Origin of the sequence: Bradyrhizobium sp. SPXBL-02, from assembly GCF_051853065.1 — a bacterium.
In the GTDB taxonomy this organism is placed as follows: domain Bacteria; phylum Pseudomonadota; class Alphaproteobacteria; order Rhizobiales; family Xanthobacteraceae; genus Bradyrhizobium.
The window spans coordinates 5,193,649-5,217,154 of the sequence record NZ_CP182474.1; the positions used below are offsets into that span (position 1 = coordinate 5,193,649).

Annotated in this window: 23 protein-coding genes; 19 read left to right on the forward strand and 4 right to left on the reverse strand. The window is 66.6% G+C overall.

Going from position 1 to position 23,506, the window contains the following annotated elements; translation table 11 throughout:
- The first annotated feature begins 24 nt into the window (after nucleotides 1–24).
- The 13 genes from ACNJYD_RS24420 to ACNJYD_RS24480 are packed head-to-tail and all read left to right on the forward strand — an operon-like array spanning nucleotide 25 to nucleotide 13,750.
- Nucleotides 25–2,943: a flotillin domain-containing protein gene (locus ACNJYD_RS24420; protein ID WP_439363558.1), complete on the forward strand. Its 2,919-nt coding sequence runs from the start codon at nucleotides 25–27 to the stop codon at nucleotides 2,941–2,943.
- A gap of 11 nt (nucleotides 2,944–2,954) precedes the next feature.
- Nucleotides 2,955–3,392 (forward strand): SRPBCC family protein, encoded by a 438-nt coding sequence (locus ACNJYD_RS24425; protein ID WP_128939213.1) that lies wholly within the window; start codon nucleotides 2,955–2,957, stop codon nucleotides 3,390–3,392.
- Between the two features lie 2 nt (nucleotides 3,393–3,394).
- Nucleotides 3,395–3,838: an SRPBCC family protein gene (locus tag ACNJYD_RS24430; RefSeq protein ID WP_275501179.1), complete on the forward strand. Its 444-nt coding sequence runs from the start codon at nucleotides 3,395–3,397 to the stop codon at nucleotides 3,836–3,838.
- 3 nt (nucleotides 3,839–3,841) lie between these two features.
- Nucleotides 3,842–4,660: an FAD binding domain-containing protein gene (locus ACNJYD_RS24435; RefSeq protein WP_439363559.1), complete on the forward strand. Its 819-nt coding sequence runs from the start codon at nucleotides 3,842–3,844 to the stop codon at nucleotides 4,658–4,660.
- A gap of 6 nt (nucleotides 4,661–4,666) precedes the next feature.
- Nucleotides 4,667–5,143 carry a (2Fe-2S)-binding protein gene (locus ACNJYD_RS24440; RefSeq protein WP_439363560.1) on the forward strand — a complete coding sequence of 159 codons (477 nt, stop codon included), beginning with the start codon at nucleotides 4,667–4,669 and terminating at the stop codon, nucleotides 5,141–5,143.
- Nucleotides 5,144–5,155: 12 nt separating this feature from the next.
- Nucleotides 5,156–6,736 carry a xanthine dehydrogenase family protein molybdopterin-binding subunit gene (locus ACNJYD_RS24445; protein WP_439363561.1) on the forward strand — a complete coding sequence of 527 codons (1,581 nt, stop codon included), beginning with the start codon at nucleotides 5,156–5,158 and terminating at the stop codon, nucleotides 6,734–6,736.
- 1 nt (nucleotide 6,737) lies between these two features.
- A complete protein-coding gene (locus ACNJYD_RS24450) occupies nucleotides 6,738–7,760 on the forward strand; it encodes a xanthine dehydrogenase family protein molybdopterin-binding subunit (protein WP_439363562.1) in 1,023 nt (340 codons plus the stop codon).
- Nucleotides 7,761–7,770: 10 nt separating this feature from the next.
- The gene (locus ACNJYD_RS24455; RefSeq protein ID WP_439363563.1) at nucleotides 7,771–8,652 is read left to right on the forward strand and encodes an AAA family ATPase; all 882 of its coding nucleotides are present in this window, start codon (nucleotides 7,771–7,773) and stop codon (nucleotides 8,650–8,652) included.
- On the forward strand, nucleotides 8,649–9,767 hold the full coding sequence (locus tag ACNJYD_RS24460) for a vWA domain-containing protein (RefSeq protein ID WP_439363564.1): 1,119 nt from the start codon (nucleotides 8,649–8,651) through the stop codon (nucleotides 9,765–9,767). Before ACNJYD_RS24455 ends, ACNJYD_RS24460 begins: the two co-directional genes overlap by 4 nt.
- A complete protein-coding gene (locus ACNJYD_RS24465) occupies nucleotides 9,764–10,648 on the forward strand; it encodes an amidohydrolase family protein (protein WP_439363565.1) in 885 nt (294 codons plus the stop codon). Before ACNJYD_RS24460 ends, ACNJYD_RS24465 begins: the two co-directional genes overlap by 4 nt.
- 30 nt (nucleotides 10,649–10,678) lie before the next feature.
- Nucleotides 10,679–11,527 carry an MBL fold metallo-hydrolase gene (locus ACNJYD_RS24470; protein ID WP_212256637.1) on the forward strand — a complete coding sequence of 283 codons (849 nt, stop codon included), beginning with the start codon at nucleotides 10,679–10,681 and terminating at the stop codon, nucleotides 11,525–11,527.
- Between the two features lie 18 nt (nucleotides 11,528–11,545).
- Nucleotides 11,546–13,120, forward strand: coding sequence for an isochorismatase family protein (locus ACNJYD_RS24475; protein ID WP_439363566.1), 1,575 nt, complete (start codon nucleotides 11,546–11,548; stop codon nucleotides 13,118–13,120).
- 3 nt (nucleotides 13,121–13,123) lie between these two features.
- Nucleotides 13,124–13,750: an FMN-dependent NADH-azoreductase gene (locus tag ACNJYD_RS24480; protein ID WP_439363567.1), complete on the forward strand. Its 627-nt coding sequence runs from the start codon at nucleotides 13,124–13,126 to the stop codon at nucleotides 13,748–13,750.
- A gap of 228 nt (nucleotides 13,751–13,978) precedes the next feature.
- On the opposite strand, the gene hydA is transcribed toward ACNJYD_RS24480, so the two are convergent.
- Nucleotides 13,979–15,439: a dihydropyrimidinase gene (gene hydA, locus ACNJYD_RS24485; RefSeq protein WP_439363568.1), complete on the reverse strand. Its 1,461-nt coding sequence runs from the start codon at nucleotides 15,437–15,439 to the stop codon at nucleotides 13,979–13,981.
- Entirely contained in the window at nucleotides 15,400–16,113 is a 714-nt protein-coding gene (locus tag ACNJYD_RS24490; RefSeq protein WP_439367509.1) for a maleate cis-trans isomerase family protein, read from the reverse strand. The genes hydA and ACNJYD_RS24490 overlap by 40 nt, the downstream gene beginning before the upstream one ends.
- Nucleotides 16,114–16,344: 231 nt before the next feature.
- On the opposite strand from ACNJYD_RS24490, the gene ACNJYD_RS24495 reads away from it, so the two are divergent.
- Entirely contained in the window at nucleotides 16,345–17,061 is a 717-nt protein-coding gene (locus ACNJYD_RS24495) for a GntR family transcriptional regulator (RefSeq protein ID WP_439363569.1), read from the forward strand.
- Nucleotides 17,058–17,807, forward strand: coding sequence for an aspartate/glutamate racemase family protein (locus ACNJYD_RS24500; protein WP_439367510.1), 750 nt, complete (start codon nucleotides 17,058–17,060; stop codon nucleotides 17,805–17,807). Before ACNJYD_RS24495 ends, ACNJYD_RS24500 begins: the two co-directional genes overlap by 4 nt.
- Here the strand turns inward: ACNJYD_RS24500 and ACNJYD_RS24505 are convergent, their stop codons facing one another.
- Nucleotides 17,808–19,196, reverse strand: coding sequence for an amidase (locus tag ACNJYD_RS24505; protein ID WP_439363570.1), 1,389 nt, complete (start codon nucleotides 19,194–19,196; stop codon nucleotides 17,808–17,810).
- A gap of 88 nt (nucleotides 19,197–19,284) precedes the next feature.
- On the opposite strand from ACNJYD_RS24505, the gene ACNJYD_RS24510 reads away from it, so the two are divergent.
- Genes ACNJYD_RS24510 through ACNJYD_RS24525 form a run of 4 tightly spaced genes read left to right on the forward strand, consistent with a single transcriptional unit; the run spans nucleotide 19,285 to nucleotide 23,153 of the window.
- The gene (locus tag ACNJYD_RS24510; protein WP_172784487.1) at nucleotides 19,285–20,379 is read left to right on the forward strand and encodes an ABC transporter ATP-binding protein; all 1,095 of its coding nucleotides are present in this window, start codon (nucleotides 19,285–19,287) and stop codon (nucleotides 20,377–20,379) included.
- Nucleotides 20,380–20,424: 45 nt separating this feature from the next.
- On the forward strand, nucleotides 20,425–21,471 hold the full coding sequence (locus ACNJYD_RS24515; RefSeq protein ID WP_439363571.1) for an ABC transporter substrate-binding protein: 1,047 nt from the start codon (nucleotides 20,425–20,427) through the stop codon (nucleotides 21,469–21,471).
- A 3-nt stretch (nucleotides 21,472–21,474) separates the two neighbouring features.
- Nucleotides 21,475–22,338: an ABC transporter permease gene (locus ACNJYD_RS24520; protein ID WP_439363572.1), complete on the forward strand. Its 864-nt coding sequence runs from the start codon at nucleotides 21,475–21,477 to the stop codon at nucleotides 22,336–22,338.
- The gene (locus ACNJYD_RS24525; protein WP_212256647.1) at nucleotides 22,338–23,153 is read left to right on the forward strand and encodes an ABC transporter permease; all 816 of its coding nucleotides are present in this window, start codon (nucleotides 22,338–22,340) and stop codon (nucleotides 23,151–23,153) included. Before ACNJYD_RS24520 ends, ACNJYD_RS24525 begins: the two co-directional genes overlap by 1 nt.
- Here ACNJYD_RS24525 and ACNJYD_RS24530 read toward each other — a convergent pair whose 3' ends face one another.
- Complete coding sequence (locus ACNJYD_RS24530) at nucleotides 23,154–23,489, reverse strand: hydroxyisourate hydrolase (protein ID WP_439363573.1); 336 nt, start codon at nucleotides 23,487–23,489, stop codon at nucleotides 23,154–23,156. It lies immediately after the preceding gene.
- Nucleotides 23,490–23,506 lie beyond the last annotated feature (17 nt).

A 23,506-nucleotide genomic window follows, 5' to 3' on the forward strand; every position in this document is an offset into this window, starting at 1 on the left:
CTGATAGGTTCGAGGGAGGGAAAGATGTCAGGGATGTTGGTCGGTGAATTGATCCTCTGGCTGATCGTCGCGATCATCGTGATCGTGGTTGGCGTCTATATCGTGAACTGGCTCTACCACCGCTCCTCCAAGGAGACCTCGTTCGTCCGCACCGGCTTCCTCGGCGAACGCGTGGTGATCAATGGCGGCGCCTTCGTGCTGCCGTTCATTCACGACTACACGCCCGTCAACATGAACGTGCTGCCGATGGGCATCGTGCGGTCGAAGCAGGATGCGGTGATCACCCGCGACCGCATGCGCGTCGACATCGAGGCCGACTTCTACGTCCGCGTCCAGCCGACCCGGGAGGCCGTCTCGATCGCCGCGGCGACGCTCGGCCGCCGCACCCTGGAACCCGGGCAGCTGCATGCACTGCTGGCCGGCAAGTTCATCTCCGCGATCCGCTCGGTCGCCTCCGAAATGACCATGGAGGAAATGCACGAGCGCCGCGGCGACTACGTCGCGCGGGTCAAGACCGAAGCGGCGGAAGCTCTCGCCCAGAACGGCCTCGAGCTGGAATCGGTCGCGATCACCGATCTCGACCAGACTGACCTCGAGTTCTTCAACCCTTCGAACCGGTTCGACGCCGAAGGCCTGACCCGGTTGATGGAGGACATCGAGGCCAGACGCAAGCTGCGTAACGACATCGAGCAGGATTCGATGATCAAGATCCGCTCACGCAATCTGGAGGCCGAACGGCAGGCGCTCGAGATCGAGCGCGAGAGCGAAACTGCGCGCCTCGAGCAGGAACGCGACATCGAGATGCGGCGTGCGCTTCAGCGCACCGAAGTCGCGCGCGAGCGGGCGCTGCGCGAGACCGAGGCGGAACAGGCGCAGATTTCCGCGCGCGAGGCCATCGAGCGCGCCCGCATCGCCAATGAGCAGGCGATCGCCGAGGCCCGCATCGCCTCGGAGCGCGAGACCCGCCAGAAGGAGATCGAGCGGACCCGGACCATCGAGGAGAAGGAGCTGCTGGCGCGCGAGGAGATCGAGAAGACAAGGATCGCCAACCAGCGCTCGATCGACACCACCCGCATCGCCTCCGAACGCGAAGTCCGCCAGCGCGAGATCGAGCGGATGCGCACGGTCGAGGAAGCCGAGATCGCCGCGCGCGAGGCCATCGAAAAGGCACGCATCCAGCAGGACCGCGTCGTCACCGACGCCCGCATCGCCAACGAGGAAGAGACGCGCCGCCGTGAGATCGAGCGCACGCGCGCGGTCGACGAGGCCGAGATTGCCGCCCGCGAAGCCACCGAAAAAGCCCGCATCGCTCAGACCATGATCGTCAATGTCGAGCGCATCTCCTCCGACGAGCGCACCCGCGCGCTGGAGATCCAGCAGGTGCGGACCATCCAGGAGGCCGAGATCGAGGCCCATCGCGCGGTCGAGGCCGCCCGCATCGCCCGGGAGCGGACGCTGGCGGCCGAGCGCATCGCCGCCGAGCAGAACACGCGGCAGCTGGAGATCGAGCGCAATCAGGCACTGGACGTCGCCGGCATTGCCGCGCGCGAGACCACGGAAGCCTCGCGTATCGCGCAGGAGGAGCGCGTGCGCTCGCTGGAGATCGCCCGCAACCGCGCCGTCGAGGAAGCCGACATCGCCTCGCGCGAGGCGATCGAGGCGGCCCGCATCGCCCAGGAGAAGGCCGTTGCGGCCGAGCGGATCCAGGCCGAACGCGAGACACGCGCGCTGGAGATCGAGCGGACTGGCCTCCTCGAGGCGGCCGAGCTGAAGCGGCGCGACGCCATCGAGCGGCAGCGCGTCACGGTCGATCTGGCGCTCGAGGCCGAGCGCATCAATTCCTCCAAGAAGCGCGAAGTGCTCAACATCGAGCATAAGAAGGCGATCGAGATCGCGGACGAGGACCGCGTCATCGCGCTGTCGACCAAGAAGTCCGAGCGGATCGACGCCGACCGCCAGGTCCGGCAAGCCGAGATCGTCGCGCGCAAGGAGGTCGAGACCACCGACGTCTCGCGCGAGCAGGCGCTGGAAGCCGCCCGCATCGAGCGGCGACGTGCGATCGAGCAACTCGAGGTCGCCCGCGTGCAGTCGCTGCAGGAAGCCGAGATCGCCGCGCGCGAGGAGGTCGAGCGTGCCCGCATCGCCTCCGACCGCGGCCTCGACGAGGCGCGCATCGGCCGCGAGCGCGAGCTGCGCAAGCTCGAGGTCAATCGCGAGAAGGACGTCGAGACGGTGCTGATGGAGAAGGCCATCGCCATCCATCAGAAGTCGCTGGAGGAGTCCGCCGCGCGCGCCGCCGCCGAGGAGGCACGGATCCGGGCGACCGAAGCCGCCGAGCGCGTCGTCACCGCCCGCGAGAGCGAGATCGCCAAGCGGCGCAAGACCGTCGAGGTCCTGCTGGCGGAGAAACAGGCGGAGGAGACCCGCATCGCGGCCGAGGCCGAGCGTGTGCGCGCCGCGGTCGAGGCGGAGGCGCAGCGCATGCTGAACGAGGCCGAGAACGTGCTGACCGATCAGGCGCGCTACTCGCTGTTCCGCAGAAAACTGCTCGACCGCATCGAGGGCATCGTGCGCGAGAGTGTCAAGCCGATGGAGAAGATCGAGGGCATCCGCATCCTCCAGGTCGACGGCCTCAATGGCAACGGCCACGGCAACGGCAATGGCGGCCGCAGCGCCACCGACGAGGTGATCGACTCGGCGCTGCGCTACCGGGTCCAGGCGCCGCTGATCGACTCCATCCTGTCCGACATCGGTGTCGAGGGCGGCAGTCTCGCAAAGATGCCGGGGCTGATCCGCGAGGCCCGCGACATGCAGGGCATCAAGGAGGCCGCGCGCAAGGGTAGCGGCGGAGGTGGTGGCGGTGGCGACAAGCCGGCGGCCTCCTCGCCCGCGGCCGAGGGCGGCGAGCCGCCGGCCGAGCGCGGGCCGCGGAAGAAGAGCTGAGGTCTTGAGCGATGGCCCGCGTCTACGTCTCCACTGTCGTCAACGCCCGCAATGACCGCGTCTGGGCGCGGGTACGCGATTTCAACGGCCTGCCGAACTGGCATCCGGCCATCGCCGAAAGCCGGATCGAGGGCGGCGAGCCCGCCGACAAGATCGGCTGTGTCAGGGATTTCCGGCTGCGCAACGGTGACCGCATCCGCGAAAAGCTGCTCGGCCTCTCCGACTACGACATGTTCTGCACCTATTCGATCCTGGAATCGCCGATGGGCGTCGAGAACTACGTCGCCACCCTGCGACTGACGCCCGTCACCGACGGCGACCAGACCTTTGTGGAATGGACCGCGGAATTCGACTGCGCGCCGGAACGGGAGACCGAGCTCGTCAGCAACATCGGCGGCGGCGTATTCCAGGGTGGCTTCGACGCCCTGAAGCGCGTGTTCGGAGGCTAGCCGTGCCGCATATCGTCAAGAGCACGATCCTGGACGCACCGACCGACGCGGTGTGGGACGTGCTGCGCGATTTCAACGGGCACGACCGCTGGCACCCGGCGGTTGCGACCTCCTCGATCGAACGCGCGCAATCCGCCGACAAGATCGGCTGCGTCAGGCGGTTCAAGCTCAAGGACGGCTCGGAGCTCCGCGAGCAGTTGCTGGCGCTGTCCGATCTCGAGCAGACCTTCAGCTATTGCCTGCTCGATACGCCGGTCCCGATGTTCAACTACGTCGCCCACGTCCGTCTGCTGCCGGTGACCGACGGCGACCGCACCTTCTGGCACTGGGAGTCGCGATTCACGACGAAGCCGGAGGACAAGGACCGCATCACTCACATGGTCGCCGAAGACATCTATCAGGCCGGATTCGAAGCGATCCGCCGCCATCTGAAGGAGGCCGCTTGAGCCATGGCCGTGACGGTAAAGACCTTTACGAATGCGAGCGAGGCGGCCGGCGCGCTGTCGTCGGACCGTAGCGCGCGCTATCTCGGCGGCGGCACGCTGGTGATGCGCGCGCTGAACGAAGGCGACGTGTCGATCTCGACGATCGTCCGGGCGCAGGACCAGGCACTGACGCGGATCGATGCCTCGGGTCCGCGCGTCACGCTCGGCGCCGGCGTCACCTTCGCGCGCGTGCTCGCCGAGCGCGACCTCGCCTTCCTGCATGCCCCTGCCCGCTCGATCGGCGGTCCCGCCGTGCGCAACATGGGCACGGTCGGCGGCAATCTGTTCGCGCCGAACCCTTACGGCGATTTCACCGTCGCGCTGCTGGCGCTCGATGCCACAGTCGCCGTGCAAGGCGGCTTCGGCTCGCGCGATATTCCGATTGAGGAGTTTCTGCAGGGGCGCGAGCGCCAGGCCGGGACGTTGGTGCTGTCGGTGTCCTGCACGCGGCCGGCCAGCAGCGAGGCGTTCCGTTATCGCAAGATCGCGCGCATCAAGCCGAAGGGCGGCTCGGTGATCACGCTCGCCGCGCATCTGCCGGTCAGCGGCGGACGGATCGCAGGTGCGCGGATTGCGCTGGGCTCGATGGCGCCGACGCAAATCCGCGCCCGCGCGGCCGAGCGCGCACTGGAGGGCCGCTCGTTGGATTCCGCGACCATCGCAGCCGCCGCATCGGCGGCAACGGAAGGAACATCGCCATCCGACAACGCGCTCGGCAGCGCCTGGTATCGCCGCGAGATCGTCGGCGTGCATTTGCGGCGCCTGCTGTCGGGACAGGAATAGATCGCCATGACAAAAATCCCCCTGCAATTTCACCACAACGGCCGCGACGTCGCGATCTTCGTCGACGGCGGCACCAATCTGCTGGTCGCGCTGCGCGAATTGATCGGCGACATGACCCCGAAATTCGGCTGCGGCCAGGGTGGCTGCGGCACCTGCAGCGTCCTCGTCGACGGTGAGCTTCACCTCTCCTGCCTGACGCTCGCCGAGACCGTCGCGGGCCGCTCGGTCGAGACACTCGACGGCATGAAGCAGGGCCCGAACCTGCATCCGCTGCAACGCGCCTTTGCCGACCATTTCGCCGCCCAATGCGGCTATTGCACGCCGGGCATGCTGATGGCCGCAAAGGCGCTGCTCGAACGCAATCCCGCCCCGAGCCGGGCCGACGTGATCGAGGCGATCTCCGGCAACATCTGCCGTTGCACCGGCTACGAGCCGATCATCAATGCCATCCTGGCCGCCGCAGGCGGCCGGGTCAGCGCGTAAGGGAACGCGACCATGCTGGAACTGCGCAAGGACATTTTTGCCGACGAGCGCGACGATAACCTGAAGGAAATCGGCAAGGGCACGCAGCGGCAGGACATGCTCGGCCACATCACGGGCACGTCCAGCTATTTCAACGACCACCAGCTGCAGGGCATGCTGCACCTGAAGGTCGTTCGTTCGACCCAGGCCCATGCAAGGCTGCGCCGGATCGATACCACCGAAGCCGAGCGCTCGGCCGGCGTGCGCCGAATCATCCGCGGCGCCGACGTACCACGCAACCTCAACACGCTACTCAGCCTGATCAACTTCGGCAAGGACGACGAGCCGTCGCTGGCCGTCGACAAGGTCCGCTACAAGGGCGAGCCGATCCTCGCCATCGTCGCCGACAGCGAGCGCGAGGCGTTCGAGGCGATCGCAAAGGTCAAGATCGACTATGAGCCGCTGCCGACGGTGTTCGACGTCGAGGATGCGCTGAAGCCGGGTGCACCCGTGGTCAATGAGACCTATCCGAAGAACGCCTTCATCTATCACGACGTCTACGATCACCAGCGTCTGCGCTTTGGCGATGCCGATGCGGCGCTCGCAACCGCCGACCACGTGCTCGAGCAGCGCTACCAGATGTCGCCGATCGAGCACGCACCGACCGAGACCAACGGCGCCATCGCCGCGCCCGACACTAACGGCCGCTACGTCGTCTATACCTCGACGCAGGCGCTGTTCTTCTCGGTCGACACCTGCGCCAAGATTTTGGACGTGCCCTCCAACACCTTCCACTTCATCGGCGGCACCGTCGGCGGCGGCTTTGGCGGCAAGGTCGATACGCTGACCGAACCGCTCGCGATCCTCGGCGCCATGCTGACCGGGCGTCCCGTGCGTTACGTGTTCGGCCGCGAGGAGGAGATGCAATACGGCCCGCCGCGCGGCGCCGAGCGCATCTACATCAAGGACGGCGTCATGCGCGACGGCCGCATCGTGGCGCGCAAGATCCGCGCCTATTTCGACAGCGGCGCCTATACGCGGCTGTCGAGCTATGCCGCGGTGAAATGCGCCGCGCACCTGCCGGGGCCTTACACCATCCCGAACGTCTATGGCGACGTCTATTGCGTCTTCACCAACCGCACGCCGGCGACTGCCATGCGCGGCTTCGGCGTCACCGCGATGGACTTTGCGATCGAATGCCAGATGGACAAGCTCGCCAATCTCGTCGGCATGGACCCGATGGAGTTCCGGATTCTGAACGCCTATCGCGACGGCGACATGAAGGCGCACCGGCGCGAGGCCAAGAACACCGCACTGATCGAGTGCGTGCAGGTTGCCGCCGAGAAGGCCAAATGGCCGATCCGCGACGAGTTCAGGCGCGCCTCCTCGCGCAAGGACGGCGGCGGCAGCCGCGCCGCGATCCCGCCGACACCGACGGATTCGCGGGCGCGGCCAGCCGCGCCGGCGCAGCAGCGCACGAGCTATGACCGCGCGCCGACGACTGCGACGCGGGAGCCACCGCCGCCGGCGCCGCCTCCTCCCCCGCCGCGCCCGGCCGCGCCATCACACGGCGCGACCCGGTTCTCATCCGTGTTCGGCACCAGGAGGCGCTGAGATGACCAGGCATCGCGGACGCGGCATGGCGTCGATCAATTATCCCATCGGCATGAATCTCGGCGGCGATCCGAGCCAAGCGCTGGTGCATTCCAATCCCAGCGGCAAGTTCACCGTGGCGCTGTCGTCGATCGACCTCGGGCAGGGCATGAAGTCTGTGACCCGGCAGATCTGCGCCGAGACGCTCGGCGTTCCGGTCGAGGACGTCTATGTCGACACCGCGGATTCCGACACCGGCCCGCACTGCATGGGCTCGTTCGCCTCCCGCGGCACCCACCGCGTCGGCAACGCCGTGATGGCCGCCGCCCGCGAGGCGCGCGGCGTGATGATGGAGGCGGCAGCCGAGGAGCTCGAGGTCAACGCCGCCGATCTCGAAACCGACGGCCGCGGCAACATCCACGTCAAGGGCGCGCCGCACCGCTCGATCTCGACCAAGGACGTCGCGATCGCCGCGCAGTTCAAGCAGGGCAAGACCATCTCCGGCCGCGGCATCTTCCTCGTGCCGCTGTCGGACGTCGACCCTGAGACCGGCGAGATGTCACCGGCGACCTGCTATGCCCATGCCTGCCTCGTCGCCGAGGTCGAGGTGGATGACGAGACCGGCGAGGTCGCGATGGTCCGAATGGACTCCGCCTATGAGCTCGGCCGCGCGCTCAATCCGCGGCTGGTCGAGCAGCAGCTCGTCGGCGGCGCCTGGATGGGCGTCAGCCACGCACTTTACGAGACGCCGGAGCCATACTATCCCGATCCCGTCCACGGGCCTCGCGACTTCGTCGAATATCTGATGCCCGGTCCCGGTGATATCTGTCCGCATGATATTGCCGTGCTGGAGCGTCCCGCCCCTGATGGTCCATTCGGGGGAAAAGGCCCTGGCGAGATGTGCGCCAACCCGGTGCTGCCGGCGGTGGCGAATGCGATCTTCAACGCCGTCGGCGTCCGCATCGACGACCTGCCGATCACGCCGGAAAAGGTGCTGCGCGCGATCAAGTCCCAGGGCGGCGCGCAGCCGCAGGCGCGGCGCTAGAGGACCGGCGGTGGCGGTTCGCAGCAACATCGTCGGCATCGACAGCCCCGAGGCGCTGGAGAAGGCGCTGCGGGCAGCCTTTTACCTCGCCGACGAGGGACTTGCGACCGCCGCCTATCTCGGTCTTGCGCTGGGAAAGCCGCTGCTGCTGGAAGGCGCGCCCGGCGTCGGCAAGACGGAAGCCGCAAAAGCCATTGCCGCCGTGCTCGGCCGCCGCCTGATCCGCCTGCAATGCTACGAGGGCATCGACGCCTCTGCCGCGCTCTATGAGTGGAACTATCCGCGCCAGATGCTGGCGATCCGCCAGGCCGGCGACGAGAGCATCGACATCTATGGCGAGACCTTCCTGATCGAGCGGCCGATGCTGGCCGCGCTGCGCGCGCCCGATTCCACCGTGCTTCTGATCGACGAAATCGACCGCGCCGACCAGGAGTTCGAGGCCTTCCTGCTCGAATTCCTCTCCGACTTCCAGATCTCCATTCCCGAGCGCGGCACGGTCCGCGCGGCCGAGCGTCCCGTCGTCGTGCTGACCTCGAACCGGACCCGCGATCTGCACGAAGCCTTGCGCCGCCGCTGCGTCTATCACTGGATCGACTATCCCAGCGCCGAGCGGGAGGCGCGGATCATCATGATGCGCGCATCCAGCGTCGCGGAAGCCACGGCCCGTGCCGTCGTCGCGGCCGTCGAGAGATTGCGGCGCGAACCGCTGAGCAAGGCGCCCGGCATCGCCGAAGCCGTCGACTGGGCCGAGGCCGCGACCCTGCTCAACAAGGGCGGCGCGCGCTGGCCTGATGCCTTCAAACGCTCGATAGGCGTGGCGCTCAAGGACGAAGAAGACCTGCACTTCATCGCGCCGCGGCTCGATGCCATGCTCGCGGAGGCGACCGCATGAGCCTTGAACCGCAGCTCCCGCGCGCGGCCCGCACCTTTGTTTCCTTCGCCGCGCTGTTGCGTGCCAACGGCTTCGCCGTCGCGCCGGAGCAGACCACCGCCTTCCTCGCCGCGATCGCGCTGCTCGGACCGCGCAAGCTCGACGACATCAGGCAATCCGCGCTCGCCACCCTCGCCCCGCCGCCCGAGCGCCGCGCCACTTTCGACCGGCTGTTCGACCTCCATTTCCGCGGCAGCGAGGCGATCGAGCATGCCGAAGACGGCGAGGACGACGAGACCGTCCGCCTGCAGGAGGAAGGTCGCGGCGACGAAGAGCCCCTGCTCGCCGACGACGCCAACGAGTCCGGTCTGACCGCGACGCGCGCCGAGGCGCTGGTCGAGCGCCGCTTCGCGCAGCTCTCCACGACCGATGCCCTCCGGCGCCTGGCCCGCGAGGCCCCGCGGCGTCTGCCGCGGCGGCGCGGGCACCGCCGAATGCGCGCGCGCCGCGGCCCCTTCGCCGACCTCCGCCGCACCTTGCGCGACAGCGTCCGCAGCGACGGCGAGATCCTGCGCCTCGGCCACATGAGGCGGCGGCAACGGCCGCGCAAAGTCTTGCTGCTGATCGACGTCTCCGGCTCGATGAAAAGCCGCACCGAGGAGAACATGAAGCTTGCGCATGCGCTGGTGCAGGCTGCGCCTAACGTCGAGGTCTTCACCTTCGGCACGCGGCTGACCCGTGTCACCCGCGTGCTGCGGCTGAAACGCCGCGAGCAGGCGCTGAGCGCCGCGGCCCATCTGGTCAGCGACTGGGACGGCGGCACCCGGATCGGCGACGCGCTGCAAGCCTTCCTGGCGGTCCCACGGTTCGGCGGCTACGCCCGCGGCGCCGCCGTGATCATCGTGTCCGACGGGCTCGAGCGCGGCGAGCCGGACGCCCTTCGCGACGCCGTCGCGAAATTATCGCGGCGGGCCTGGCGCCTGAGCTGGCTGACGCCGCTCGCGACCGGCCCCGGCTTCCGTCCGCAGACCGAAGCGCTGGTCGCGATCGAACGCTTCGTCGACGATCTCGTGGACGGCGGATCGAGCGCATCCATCGTCGCCCACGTCCTGGCACTGGGAAGGAGAGCTGCGTGAACGGTATTGTCGACGGCCATCATCACATCTGGCGGCAGGCCGACCTACCCTGGCTGATCGGCCCGATGCAGCCTCGAATCTTCGGACCGTACGAGCCGATCCGGCGCGATTATCCGATCCAGGAATATCTCGACGATCTCGAGGGCAGCGGCGTCACCCGTTCGGTCTATGTGCAGACCAACTGGGCGCCCGAGCATTTCGAGGAGGAGGCAGCCTGGGTGCAGCGCACCTCCGACGAACACGGCTGGCCGCACGCCATCGTCGCCTACGCCAATTTCGCGGCCGACGACGTCCGCCCGCAGCTTGACCGCCTCAAGCGCTACCCACTGCTGCGCGGGGTACGTATGCAGCTGCATTGGCATGAGAACCCGCTCTATCGCTTCGCGGCGCGTCCGGATCTCTGCGCCGATCCCGTGATCCGTCGTAACGTCGCGCGTCTGGCCGATTACGGCTGGAGTTTTGACCTCCAGGTCTTCACGCCGCAGATGCCGGATGCTGCGCAGCTCGCCGAATCCTGTCCCGGCGTGACCTTCATCCTCCAGCATGCCGGCATGCTCGAGGATCTCTCGCCGGCTGGACGGGCCGCCTGGCGCGCCGGGATGGCCCGGATCGCGACTTGTCCGAACGTGGTCTCGAAACTGTCCGGGCTCGGCACCTTCATCCACCGCAACGATCCCGCGCATATCGCCGCCGTGCTCACCGATACCGTCGCGATCTTCGGCGCCGAGCGCTGCCTGTTCGGCTCCAACTTTCCGATCGAGAAATTGTGGACCAGTTATCGCGAGCTCGTCGGAGCCTTTCGCGCCGCCGCCGCCCCGTTCAGTGCGGAGCAACAGGATGCGATCTTCAGGACGACGGCAACGCGCGTCTATCGGCTTTGACAGACAAGAAACGAGACAGGAGGGAAACGAATGGCGCTGGAGATCAAGATCCTGGACTACGGCGATATCGAGCTGGAATCGAGCTTCCTGGTGCTCGGTCGCGACTGCGGCCGCACCCGCCGCGTCCTCACCCTCGGCTTCCTGATCCTCGGCGGCCCCTATCCGGTCGTGGTCGACACCGGCTATCGCTCCAACCAGATCATGGAGACGCTGGGCATGCGGGGACTCCAGTATCATGAGAACATGATCGAGAACCAGCTCGCCCGCCACGGCGTCCGCATGGGCGACGTCCGCTTCGTCTGTCACACCCATCTGCACATCGACCATGCCGGCAAGGACGATCTGTTCCCGATGAACACGACCGTCGTGCTCAACCGCAAGGAGCTCGAATATTCCGTCTCGGGCCTGATGCATCCGCAATATCCGGCGCCCGACATCAAGCACCTGATCGACCGCCTGCACACCAAGAGCGCGCTGCGCTTCCTGGATCTCGAAATCACCGGACCGATCGAGCTGATGCCCGGCGTCTATTGCGACGCCGCTAACGCGCACACCGAGGGCTCGATGAACATCATCGTCCACACCGCCGACGGCATCGCGACCATATGCGGCGACGTGATCTACGATTTCAACGACCAGATCGTCACGCCCTTCCATGAAATCCACGATTGGGAGCCGCGCACCACCGGCAACCATGGCACCACCAAGCGCGCGGAGAAGGCGGCGATCAAGAAGCTGCTCAGCAATTCGCGCTACCTGCTCCCGGTCCACGACCGGCCCGCCAAGATCGAAGGCGGCAATGTCGTGGGGCGGCTGCATGATCAGGTCCCCGGCCCCATTGTTCAATCGCTGCCCCAGCGCAACTGGTTCCCGGCTTGAAATGTCGAGGATCGACCGATGACGCATGTCACCCTGCGAAGCGAGTTCGAGACCCTGATCGATCCCTATGCGCCGGTCGCCCAGATCGGCACCGGCTTCGACTTCACGGAAGGGCCGATCTGGCACCCGGTCGATCATTATCTGCTGTTCTCGGACATGCCGGGCGACGTGCGGCGGCGCTGGGATGCGCGGCGCGGCGTCGTCGAGGTCAAACGCCCGTCGAACAAATGCAACGGCATGACCTATGATGCCGAGCTCAATCTGATCGTCTGCGAGCACGCGACCTCGTCGCTGGTTCGCGAACGCCCGGACGGACGGCGCGAGGTGCTGGCCTCGCATTTCGGCGGCCAGGAGCTCAACAGCCCGAACGACGTCTGCGTGCATTCATCCGGCGCGATCTATTTCTCCGATCCCTGGTATGGCCGCATGCCGGTCTATGGTGTCGAGCGGCCGCGCCAGCTCGGCTTCCAGGGCGTCTACCGCCTCGTGCCCGGCGGCGAGCCGAAGCTTGTGGTCGAGCGCAATTTGTTCGACCAGCCGAACGGGCTGTGCTTTTCGCCGGACGAGAAGCTGCTTTATGTCAACGACACCGTGCAAGCCCTGATCCGCGTGTTCGACGTCAACAGCGACGGCTCGCTGTCAAATGCACGCGTGTTTGCGAGCGGCATCAAGTCCGAGCTCGAGCCCGGCCTGCCCGACGGCATGAAGTGCGATCAGCACGGCAATGTCTGGGTTACCGCGCCCGGCGGCGTCTGGGTCTTTTCGCCGCGCGGCGAACTGCTCGGCAAGGTCCGCCTGCCCGAACTCGTCGCCAACCTTGCCTGGGGCGGGCCGGATTTCCGCACGCTCTATCTCACCTCCACGCGTTCGGTGTATGCGATCCCGACCAAGGTCGGCCCGCGGCATGAGCCCTATATGAGCGGCCGGCGCGCTGGTGGCGGAACAAGCCCGAGCTCATCGCCAGCCGCGCCTATTCTGACCGAGGGCGAGATGCGGCTCGATCCGCAACGCTGCGCCATGATCATCCAGGATCTCCAGAACGACGTCATCATGGACGGCGGCGCTTTCGCCGAGTCCGGCGCGCCGGGTCACGCCAAGCAGCAGCATGTCGTGGAGAATGTGCGGCGCCTGGCGGAAGCCGCACGCGCCCGCGGCGTCGCCATCATCCATGTCTGGTTCGTCGTCGAGCCCGGCGCGCCCGGCGTCACGCTGAACGCGCCGCTGTTCGAAGGCCTCGTCGACAGCAAGGCGATGGTGCGCGGAAGCTGGGGCGCGGCCCCGGTTTCAGGCCTCGAGCCGTGGCCCGGCGATTTCGTCGTCGAGAAGATGCGGATGAGCGCATGGGAAGGCACGCGCCTCGAGACGATCCTGAAAGCGACCGGCCGCGACATGATCATCAACACTGGGGCCTGGACCAACATGTCGATCGAGCACACCGCGCGGACCGGCGCCGACAAGGGCTATTTCATGATCGTCCCCGAGGATTGCTGCTCGACCATGAATGCCGACTGGCACAACGCCTCGATCAATTTCGCCATGCAGAACGTCGCGATCGTGACCAGGGCCGACACCGTCATCAGAGCGCTGGGATGAGCTGTGGCAAAGCTCCTGCACCTGTCCTGCTCGCCGCGCGCCGAGTCCGTCTCGACCGCCGGCGCGCGCGTCTTTCTCGATGGCTTCCGCCAGACTCGGCCGGATTGGGACGTTGACGTCGTGGACATCTGGCGTGAGCGGATGCCGGAGTTCACGGGCCCTATCGTCGAAGCCAAATATGCGCGCATGAAGGCTCAAGGCTTCACCGACGCGCAACGCGACAGCTTTGCCGAGGCCGAGCGAATGGCGCTGCGCTTCTCGCTCGCCGATCGCGTGCTGATCTCGACCCCGATGTGGAACTTCAGCCTTCCCTACAAGCTCAAGCAATGGTTCGACATCATCGTCCAGCCCGGTCTCACCTTTCGATTCGATCCATCGCAGGGATATCTTCCGCTGCTGCAGGACCGGCCGACGCTGGTGATCATCGCCAGCGGCAGCGATTTCGCCACCGGCATGAACCGCGGTCGCATCGATATGGCAACGCCCTACTTGCGGGAAATCCTGCGCTTCATCGGGATCAGCAATGTCCGTTTCGTGTTGATCGGTCCAACCACGGGACCGCAGCAGCCGATCGATGCCGCCCGTGAACGGGCCCATCAACGCCTCGCTGCAATCGCCGCGACCTTCTGAAGCGCGATCGATCTAGGTTGAATCGATTGCCGCGGGTCGGTCACCTCTCCCGCTTGCGGGAGAGGGTCGGCGCGAAGCGCCGGGTGAGGGCTTTCTCCTCTTGGAGATTGTCCCATTGCGGAAGCACCCTCTCCCGCAAGCGGGAGAGGGAGCGCACCTCCGTCGTCGCAGCAAATCAATCCTAATTTCATCGTGCTCCAGAACGCGGTGGCACCGCGTCGAGCTCGATCAGATCAGGCTCGATTTGCCCCGGCTCAGCACCTGGCCTGCGCCTTTGCTGCCGACGATGCGGCCCTGGCTGCAGACCACCTCTCCCCTAGCGATCGTCGTCACCGGCCATCCCGTGACCTCGAAACCTTCCCAGGGCGTGTAGTCCGCGCCGTGATGCAGCTCGGCCTGCCGGATCGGCTTCTTCAACTTGGGATCCCAGAGAACGATGTCGGCATCGAAGCCGACGCCGATCGAGCCCTTGCGCGGATAGAGGCCGTAGATGCGAGCGTGGTTGGTCGCCGTCAGCTCGACGAACTTCTGCAGGGTGATGCGGCCCTTCGAGACGCCTTCAGAGAACAGGATCGGCAGCCGCGTCTCGACGCCGGGAATGCCGTTCGGCACCCAGCGGAACGAGGTGCGGGCGTTCGGCGTCAGCTTGCCCTTGGGATCGTCGTAGCGAAACGGGCAGTGATCGGACGAGAAGGTCTGGAACACACCCGACGCGATGCCTTCCCAGATCGCCTCCTGGCTCTCGACATCGCGCGGCGGCGGCGAGCAGACATATTTCGCGCCCGTGATGTCCATGTTGAGGCCCTTCATGTCATCGGCCGTCAACGTGATGTATTGCGGGCAGGTCTCGGCGTGAACGGGCAGGCCGCGCTGCTGGGCCCAGCGCACCTGCTCCATCGCCTCGCGTCCGGAGACGTGCACGATCATGATGGGAACGCCGATCACCTCGGCATGACTGATGGCACGGTGCGTCGCCTCGCGCTCGACCGCCTGCGGCCGCGAGGTGCCGTGATAGTACGGCGCGAGATGACCTTCGCGCTCCAGCTTGCTGGTGAGGAAGCGGATGGCGTCGTAGCCCTCGCAATGGACCATGACCAGCGCCTCCTCGCGGCGCGCGACGTCGAAGACTTCGAGCAGCTGCTTGTCGCTGAGCACGAGGTCGTCATAGGTCATGAACACCTTGAACGAGGTGTAGCCGTCCTTGACCAGGGCCGGCAGCTCCTGCCCGAGCACCACGGCAGTCGGATCGGAGATGATGAGATGGAAGGCGGTATCGATGTAGCACTCACCTTCGGCGAGCTTGCGATAGTTCTCGACACAGCTGCGCAGCGAGGTGCCCTTCTCCTGCAGCGCGAAGGGCAGCACCATGGTGTTGCCGCCGGCCGCCGCCGCGCGCGTCGCCGAGGCGAAGTCGTCGGCCATCACCACGTCGGGGCCCGAAGGCTGCGAGATATGGACGTGGCTGTCGATGCCGCCCGGCAGCGCCAATAGACCCGTCGCATCCATCTCGCGGGCCGCGCCCTCGATACGATCGGCGATGCTGACGATGCGGCCGTCGCGAATGCCGATATCGGCGCGAAACTCGTCGCTGGCTGTCACGATGGTGCCGCCGCGGATGGCGAGGTCGAGCTGCGTCACTGATGTCTCCGTCACTTGATCTTTTGCATTGTGTGGAAGATCCGCCCCCATTGCGCAAGGGCCGTCACATCTCCGCCCGCGAGGCCGAGGGTCCGCCACAGCGTCACCGCGACCGAATCGAGCAGGGCGATGTCCAGCTCCCGCTCCAGCGTGGCCGCAAGCGCCGCACCATCGAGATTGGTGCAGAGAATGACGATGGCGTCAGCCCCCTCCGCCGCCACCGCCCGGATCATGCCTGCGATCGACGCCGGCGCGACCTCGCCAAAGGAAAAGTTGTCGCGCAAGCCGAGATGCCGCTCGGCATGCGGGGTGATCCCCTCCTCGGCCCAGACGTCGGCAATGCGCCGCTGCACGTCGTCGGTATAGGGCGAGACCAGGCCGATGCGCCTGGCGCCGAGCGCGCGCGCCGCATCGATGCAGGCCAGCGTCGATGTCGTTGCCGGAACATTCGTGCGCGCCATGATCGCCTCGCACAGGCTACGGTCGCGGCCGATGCCGAGCCAGCTTGCGGACGTGCCATTCCAGGCGATCGCGTCGACCTTGGCATCCGCCAGCAGATCGGCCGCCGGCAACATCACCGAGGCATCGAACTGGCTCAGCGCGGCGGCATCGAGCGCGATCTCGGTGACGCGGAAGCGCGAGAAATGTGCGGTGATGCCGGAGACACCGGCCAGCATGGCGCTGGTGACGGGCTCGAGCACCGAGTTGGAGGACGGCGTGATCATGCCAAGGCGTTTGCGCAAGACTACATCGGTCACGATCGCTCCGTTGCCGTGGAGCGCATGAACGCTCCCTCGAAACGATCATCGGCATCCCCCGTGGTGCGCGCAACCGGCAATTTGCATACTGCATGCAATTTGTTCGATATGCATTTGTTTTAAGCCACATACGTCGCCTATTTGGGCATCGCCTTCGGCTCGGAATGGCTAGGATGAGTTGCAAGCAGGAAATCTCTCGTGCAGCAGAAATCCGAACCGAACCCGGGGCGAAAGTCGCCCAAGCTCAAGCGAATGGGACTGCATGAGCGCGCCGCCGCGCGGATGCGGACGATGATCATTCGCGGCGAGCTGCCGCCGGGCTCGCAGACCCAGGAGACGAAGCTGTCGAAGGAGCTCGGCGTATCGCGCACCCCCTTGCGCGAGGCGATGAAGGTGCTGGCGGCGGAAGGGTTGATCGAGCTGCGTCCCAACCGCAGCCCGCGCATTGCCGATATCGCGGTCGACGGCATCTCGGAATTGTTCGAGGCCCTCGCCGGCATCGAGCGGCTCGCCGCCGAGCTTGCCGCGGAGCGCGCCACCGAGCGCGATCTCGCCCGCCTGCGCACGCTGCAGACCCGGATGGAAGGTCATCACCGCAACGGCAAGCTCGACGATTATTTCGCACTCAACGGCGAGATCCACAACACCATCGTCCGCATGGCGCGCAACACGCCGCTGCGCGAGGCGCACGAGACGCTGATCTCCCGCGCCGAGCGCGCGCGCTATCTCGCGCTCGGCGCCGACAGGCGCTGGAGCAATTCGGTCGACGAGCACGCCGACATCCTCGCCGCCCTCGAAGCGCGCGACGGCGAAGCGGCCGGCCGCCTGCTCGGCGCGCATGTCGCGCGCACCGGCACGGCGCTGCTGGAAGTCCTCGCCGCCTCTCAGGCCAAGCGGACGGTGGCATGTTCATGAAGCTGCTGCTGCTCAACCCCAACACCAGCACCGAGGTGACGCAGCTGATGCTGGAGGTCGGGCAGCGCGCGGCCTCAGAAGGCACCGAGCTGATCCCCTGCACCGCGACCCGCGGCGTGCCATATATCGCGACCCGCACCGAGGCGCAGATCGGTGGCGCCATCGCGCTGGAAATGCTGGCCGAGCAGCACAGGAAGGTCGACGCCGCGATCATCGCGGCGTTCGGAGATCCCGGCCTGTTCGCCGCGCGCGAGACCTTCGACATTCCCGTGGTCGGCATGGCGGAGGCGGCGATGCTGACCGCGTGCATGGCTGGACGCCGCTTTGCCATCGTCACCTTCGCTCAGGCGCTAGGGCCCTGGTACGAGGAATGCGTCCGCGCCCACGGCCTGTGGGAGCGCTGCGCCGGCATCCGCATGCTGGATACGCCGTTTCAGGCGATCTCCGAGGTCGGCACCGAGAAAGAGGACGTGCTGGTCGAGCTCGCCCGGCGCGCCATCGTCGAGGACGAGGCCGATGTGCTGATCTTTGCCGGCGCCCCCCTCTCGGGCCTTGCCGAGCGCGTCGCCGACCGGATCCCCGTCCCCGTGGTCGATCAGGTCATGGCGTCAGTGAAGCAAGCCGAGGCGCTGCATGCGCTGCGTCTGCGCAAGGCGAGCGCCGGCACGTTCCGCCGGCCCGCCGCCAAGCCGACCATGGGCCTTGCCGATGCGCTCGCCGCCCGGCTCGAGCATCGCGACAGCTGATCAGAGAGGCGGCCGGCGATGCGAAAACTCCAGTTCGTTCTCGAGCATGCGGCCGAAGGCAAACAAGCGGGATTCGCATCGCGGCGGCGCGATGATCTGGATGCCGAAGGGCAGCTCATTCACCCCGCGCGGCGCCGGCAAAGTCAGGACCGGAAAACCGACCAGCGACACGATGAAGGTGACGGCGAGATAGTCGATTGGCGTCTCCAGCGCAGCCCCGTCGATGGCGGTGACGTCGCTGATCTCATTCGGCCAGGGAAAGACCGACGCGGCCGGCGCGACCAGGAAATCGGCCGCCGTGAACAGCTCGCGAAAGCTGCGATAGATCGCGGCGCGACGCCGCTCGGCGGTGAGGTAGTCCTGCGCGGAGAGGTTTGCGCCGGCCTCGATGTTCCAGATCACCGTCGGCGTGAGCTCAGAACGCCGCGTCCTCAGCAACTCGCCATAGCTGTTCGCGATGTGCGCGGCTCGCAAGGTGCGGAAGGCTTCGATGGCGCCGCTGCAATCGGGCGAGGACGGGACGACATCGGCAACACGCGCGAGCGACTCGCAAGCCGCAGCGAAGCGCACACGAACCTCGCGCGCAACGGGCGCGACACCGAAATCGGGCGTGACGGCAATCCGGGGACGGCCGGCGATGGGTGGATCATCACCGGCGCTGCCGAGCGAGAGCGGATCATCCGCATCGCCTCCGGCGCAGACCGACAACGCGAGTTCGAGATCGTCGACACCGCGGGCAAGGAAGCCGTGGGTTGCCAGCATGTCCCAGCCGAGCGGCCGGCGCGGCGATGCAATACGGCCGGGCGTCGGCCGGATCGACGCGACGCCGCAGAAACTGGCGGGCGTGCGCACCGAGCCGCCGAAATCGGTGCCATGCGCCAGCGGCACCATGCCGGATGCGACCGCGACGGCAGAGCCGCCGGACGATCCGCCGGAGGTCAGCGCAGGATCGAACGGATTGCGTGTCGGTCCGCACAATCTGTTGGTGCAGACCGCGCCGAAGCCGAACTCCGGCGTGTTGGTCTTGCCCAGAATGATCGCGCCGGCGCGCCGCAGCCGCGCCACGACGAGATCATCCTCGGCCGGGACGTGATCGCGGAACAGCACCGATCCGTAAGTCGTCGCAAGTCCCGCAGTGTCGGTGAGGTCCTTGATCCCAATGGGCACGCCATGCAGCGGGCCGACCGGCGCAGAGGCCGCATCGCACATCTGCGCAGCGTGGCGGGCGCCGTCTGCATCCACCGTCACGAATGCCGCCAATTGCGGATCGAGGCTCGCAATCCGCGCCAGATGCGCTTCGACGGCCTCATGCGAGGACACTTCGCCGCTCGCAATGGTGCGTGCAAGCTCGGTGGCCGTGAGGTCGCATATCGATCGGTCCGATGTCATCGAACCACCATGCCAAAGCGCTCGCCGAAAAGCGACAGACGCGGGCACAAGACTTGCTTTCTCCTTGGGAGCAACGGGAGGCAACACCATGGCTGATGCGCCAAGCGGCCGATCGCTCGTCGTCGATGCGGTCACCCACCGGTATCCGAGTGGCGCGCTTGCGGTCGAGAACATCAATCTCGACATCAAGGGCGGCGAGATCATCGCCCTGCTGGGCCCGTCCGGCTGCGGCAAGACAACGCTCCTGCGCATCATCGCGGGCTTCATCGCGCAGACGCAAGGGAGGATCATCATCGGCGATGACATCGTCGATGCGCTGCCGCCGAACAAGCGCGCGGTCGGCATCGTGTTCCAGAACTACGCGCTGTTTCCCCATCTGTCGATCAGCGAGAACGTCGCCTATGGCCTCGCCGCCCGCGGCATCGACAAGGCGACACGCCAGCGCGAGGCACAGCGCCTGCTGGAGCTGGTGCAGCTGCCTGCTATGGCCGAGCGGCTGCCGCGGCAGCTCTCCGGTGGCCAGCAGCAGCGCGTGGCGCTCGCCCGCGCGCTCGCGATCAAGCCGTCGATCCTGCTGCTCGACGAACCCTTCGCCGCGCTCGACAAGAATTTGCGCCTGGACATGCAGATCGAGGTCAAGCGGCTGCAGCGCGTCTCCGGCATCACCACGCTGATCGTGACCCACGACCAGGAGGAAGCGCTGTCGATGGCCGATCGTGTCGCCGTGCTGAGCCATGGCAAGCTCGAGCAGTTCGGCTCGCCATCGGACGTCTACGACCGTCCGCAGACGCTGTTCGTCAACACCTTCGTCGGCTCCACCAACCGCATGCCCGGCGTCGTGGTCTCGGCAGACCGCACGGCGGCGAAAGTCCGGCTCGATGCCGGCGCGGAGATCATCGCGCGTCCCGCGGGCGGTGCGCTCAGCGAGGGCGGCCGCGTCACCGTCTGCATCCGCCCCGAGCATCTGCAATTCGTCGGCGACGAGACCGGCTTTGCCGGCGTCGTCGGCATGTCGCTGCCGCTCGGCGCCACCGTCGTGCACGAGGTCACCACGGCCGACGGCTCCGGCGTCAAGGTTTCTCAGGCACGCATCGGCGAGACGCGAGCATTGGAGAACGGCGCGGCAGTGCGCCTCGCACCGCTTGCCCCATCGCTCGCCAATGCCTTTCCCGCAACGCTTTAGATCCAGTCCAGAACGCATTAGATTCAGTCCAGAGGGGAGTTTGACATGATCATGAACCGCAGAAGCCTGCTGACCACGGCGCTCGCACTCGGGGCCATGAAGGCGTTTCCAGGCCTGAGCTTCGCCCAGGCGCGGCCGCTTGTGTTTGCGACGTTCACCGGAAGCTGGGAGGAAGCGCACAAGGCCGTGCTGGTGCCCGCGTTCCGCAAAGCCAATGCGGATGCCGCGATGGTGCTCGATCCCATGCTCTCGGTCGACCAGATCGCCAAGGTCAACGCGGCGAAAGCAAATCCGCCGATCGACGTCATGCTGCACGATCCCGGCCCCGCCCTCGTCGCCGTCGGCCAGGATCTGGTCGAGCCCTATCCGGTCGAGAAGAGCGCGTACTACAAAGATCTGATCGCCGAGGCGCAGGAGCCGATGGGCCCTGCACCGTTCTTCCAGGTCGTCGGCCTCACCTACAATCCGGAAGCGGTCAAGACGCCGCCAACCTCCTGGGCCGATCTCTGGAAGCCGGAGTTCAAGGGCCGCGTCGGCATCACCAACCTCAACTCGACGCTCGGCACCGGCTGGCTGGTCGAGATCGCCAAGATGCGCGGCGGCTCGGAGGCCAATGTCGATCCCGGCTTCAAGGCGCTGGAGGAGCTCAAGCCCAACCTCGCCGCGGTCGCCGCCAATCCCGGCGCGCTCGCCACCTTGTTCCAGCAGGGCCAGATCGACATCTCGCCCGGCAATTTCAACGCCATCCAGATCCTGAAGGCGCGCGGCGTGCCGGTCGAGTTCGTGGCGCCGAAGGAAGGCGCGATCGCCTTCAAGACCACGATCCACATCGTCAAGAATTCGCCGAACCGCGAGCTCGCCTTCAAGCTGATCGAGGCGGCGCTGACGCCGGAGGTGCAGACCACGCTGATGAACCCGCCCTATCTGATCGTGCCGACCAATTCCAAGGTGACGATGGGCGGCGAGATCGCGCGTGTGCTGGCCAAGGACACCGCCGAGCTGAAGAAGAAGTTCGTGTTCCAGGACTGGAAGAAGATCAACGAGCAGCGCTCGGCCTGGATCGAACGCTTCAACCGCGAGATCAAGATCTGAGCTATGGGCGCAGCGCCGGCATCACGGGACGTGACGTCCTACGGAATGGGATTGGCAGCGCCGCTGGCGCTGTTCTTCCTGGTCTTCTTCGTCGCGCCGCTGCTGCAACTGTTCTGGCTCTCGCTGCACAACGACACGGCCGGGCTCCATTGGGGGCTTGGCCAATACCTGCACTTCCTCACCGACCCCTTCAGCCTTGGCGTGCTCGGCTCGACGCTGCTGCTGGGCGCGGAGGTGACTGCCGTCTGCCTCGTCCTCGGCTTTCCCATCGCCTGGCTGTATCAGCGGGTCGGGCCAAAGCTTCAGACCGTCATCATCCTGATCGTGCTGCTGCCGCTTCTGACCAGCGTCGTGGTCCGCACCTTCGCCTGGATCGTCATCCTGGGGCGGCAGGGCATCATCAATGCGACGCTGCAATCGCTCGGCCTGATCGATACCCCGCTGAAACTGCTCTACACCCAGTTCGGCGTGGTGATCGCGCTGGCGCAGGTGCAGATGCCCTTGATGACGCTGCCGCTGATCACCGCGCTCGGCCGCATCGATCCCAATCTCGACGATGCCTCCTGCTCGCTCGGCGCCGGAAGCTGGCGCACCTTCTTCCGGATCGTGCTGCCGCTATCGCTGCCGGGCGTCATCGCCGGCTGCACGCTGACCTATGCCGCCGCGATCACCGCCTTCATCACCCAGTCGCTGATCGGCGGCGGGCAGATGCTGTTCATGCCGATGTATCTCTACCAGCAGGCCTCGACGTTGCAGAACTGGCCGTTCGCATCCGCGATCTCGATCATCTTCCTGCTCGCCGTGCTCGCGGTCGTCTCGGTCTTCACCACGCTCGGCCGCATGTCGCGCGGCTATGGAGGCGCATGATGAGCGGTCGCAAGCGCACGCTCGAGGCGATCAGCTTCGAGCTCGTCATGATCGTGATCGCGGTGATCGCGCTTCTCATCATCATCGCACCGTCGCTGGTAGTGCTGATCGTCTCCTTCACCAGTGGCTTCTCGCTGCGCTTCCCGCCGCCCGGCTATTCGCTGCGCTGGTACGCCGAGCTGTGGAATGCCTGGCAGCTGCATTTCGCGGCCAAGAACAGCCTGATCGTGGCGCTGTGGGCGACCGGCCTGTCTGTCACCCTCGGCGTCGCCGCGGCGCTCGCGATCTCACGGTCGCGGACACTGTCGGCGCGGCTGCTCGATTCGCTGTTCATGTCGCCGCTGGTGCTCCCCGCCCTCGCCTTCGGCCTCGCCGCCCTGATGCTGTTCTCGCTGGTCGGCCTGCCGGTGTCGCCGCTGACGCTGGTGATCGGCCACACCGTGGTCTGCGTGCCCTATGTCGTGCGCAACACGGTCGCGGCGCTCGCCCAGCTCGAGCCGACCCTGCTCGAAAGCTCGGCCGTGCTCGGCGCGAGCCGCCTCTACACGTTCCGCCGCATCGTGCTGCCGCTGATCCGGCCGGGCATCATCGCGGGCGCCTTCATCGCCTTCATGTCGTCCTTCGACAACGTGCCGGTGTCGCTGTTCCTGCGCGATGCCGCCACCGACATGCTGCCGATCCGGATGTGGCAGGATCTCGAAGGCAAGCTGGATGTCACCATCGCCGCGCTGTCGGGCGTGCTGATCATCGCCACCGTCGCGCTGGTCGCACTCATGGAGCGCGTCACCGGCCTGTCGCGTCGCCTGACCAACTGATCAGGCGCCGCGGAACAGCGAATAGCCCCAGCGCGTGAATTTCAGCGGCAGATGAAAATGCTCGTCAACGTTCTTGATGCGAAAGCGGAACGGCGTCACGGTGAGGAAGCCGTCGTGCCCGCCAAAGAACTCGCCAAGATGAAACAGCACCTCGTACTCGCCAGCCGCGACGCCTACGCCTTGCGCGACGGCATGATCGAGCACGCCGTTCGCGCCGAGCCGCCCGTCGGCAATGCGCTGGGACTCCGGATCGATCCGCCAGATCTCGACGCGCAGGCCCTGCGCGGGCCGTCCGCTCGCCACATCGACCGCGTGAATGGAAATACCGCCTGCCACAATGTTCCTCCCATGAG

Excerpts from the sequence above, each read along its gene's own strand:
- ACNJYD_RS24445 (WP_439363561.1), top strand. The coding sequence starts at position 5,156 with ATGCTGGAACTGCGCAAGGACATTTTTGCCGACGAGCGCGACGATAAC.
- ACNJYD_RS24510 (WP_172784487.1), top strand. The coding sequence starts at position 19,285 with ATGGCTGATGCGCCAAGCGGCCGATCGCTCGTCGTCGATGCGGTCACC.
- ACNJYD_RS24440 (WP_439363560.1), top strand. The coding sequence starts at position 4,667 with ATGACAAAAATCCCCCTGCAATTTCACCACAACGGCCGCGACGTCGCG.
- ACNJYD_RS24505 (WP_439363570.1), bottom strand. The coding sequence starts at position 19,196 with ATGACATCGGACCGATCGATATGCGACCTCACGGCCACCGAGCTTGCA.
- ACNJYD_RS24515 (WP_439363571.1), top strand. The coding sequence starts at position 20,425 with ATGATCATGAACCGCAGAAGCCTGCTGACCACGGCGCTCGCACTCGGG.
- ACNJYD_RS24470 (WP_212256637.1), top strand. The coding sequence starts at position 10,679 with ATGGCGCTGGAGATCAAGATCCTGGACTACGGCGATATCGAGCTGGAA.
- ACNJYD_RS24490 (WP_439367509.1), bottom strand. The coding sequence starts at position 16,113 with ATGATCACGCCGTCCTCCAACTCGGTGCTCGAGCCCGTCACCAGCGCC.
- ACNJYD_RS24450 (WP_439363562.1), top strand. The coding sequence starts at position 6,738 with ATGACCAGGCATCGCGGACGCGGCATGGCGTCGATCAATTATCCCATC.
- ACNJYD_RS24520 (WP_439363572.1), top strand. The coding sequence starts at position 21,475 with ATGGGCGCAGCGCCGGCATCACGGGACGTGACGTCCTACGGAATGGGA.
- ACNJYD_RS24525 (WP_212256647.1), top strand. The coding sequence starts at position 22,338 with ATGAGCGGTCGCAAGCGCACGCTCGAGGCGATCAGCTTCGAGCTCGTC.
- ACNJYD_RS24425 (WP_128939213.1), top strand. The coding sequence starts at position 2,955 with ATGGCCCGCGTCTACGTCTCCACTGTCGTCAACGCCCGCAATGACCGC.
- ACNJYD_RS24435 (WP_439363559.1), top strand. The coding sequence starts at position 3,842 with ATGGCCGTGACGGTAAAGACCTTTACGAATGCGAGCGAGGCGGCCGGC.
- ACNJYD_RS24500 (WP_439367510.1), top strand. The coding sequence starts at position 17,058 with ATGAAGCTGCTGCTGCTCAACCCCAACACCAGCACCGAGGTGACGCAG.
- ACNJYD_RS24475 (WP_439363566.1), top strand. The coding sequence starts at position 11,546 with ATGACGCATGTCACCCTGCGAAGCGAGTTCGAGACCCTGATCGATCCC.
- ACNJYD_RS24460 (WP_439363564.1), top strand. The coding sequence starts at position 8,649 with ATGAGCCTTGAACCGCAGCTCCCGCGCGCGGCCCGCACCTTTGTTTCC.
- ACNJYD_RS24420 (WP_439363558.1), top strand. The coding sequence starts at position 25 with ATGTCAGGGATGTTGGTCGGTGAATTGATCCTCTGGCTGATCGTCGCG.
- hydA (WP_439363568.1), bottom strand. The coding sequence starts at position 15,439 with ATGGGGGCGGATCTTCCACACAATGCAAAAGATCAAGTGACGGAGACA.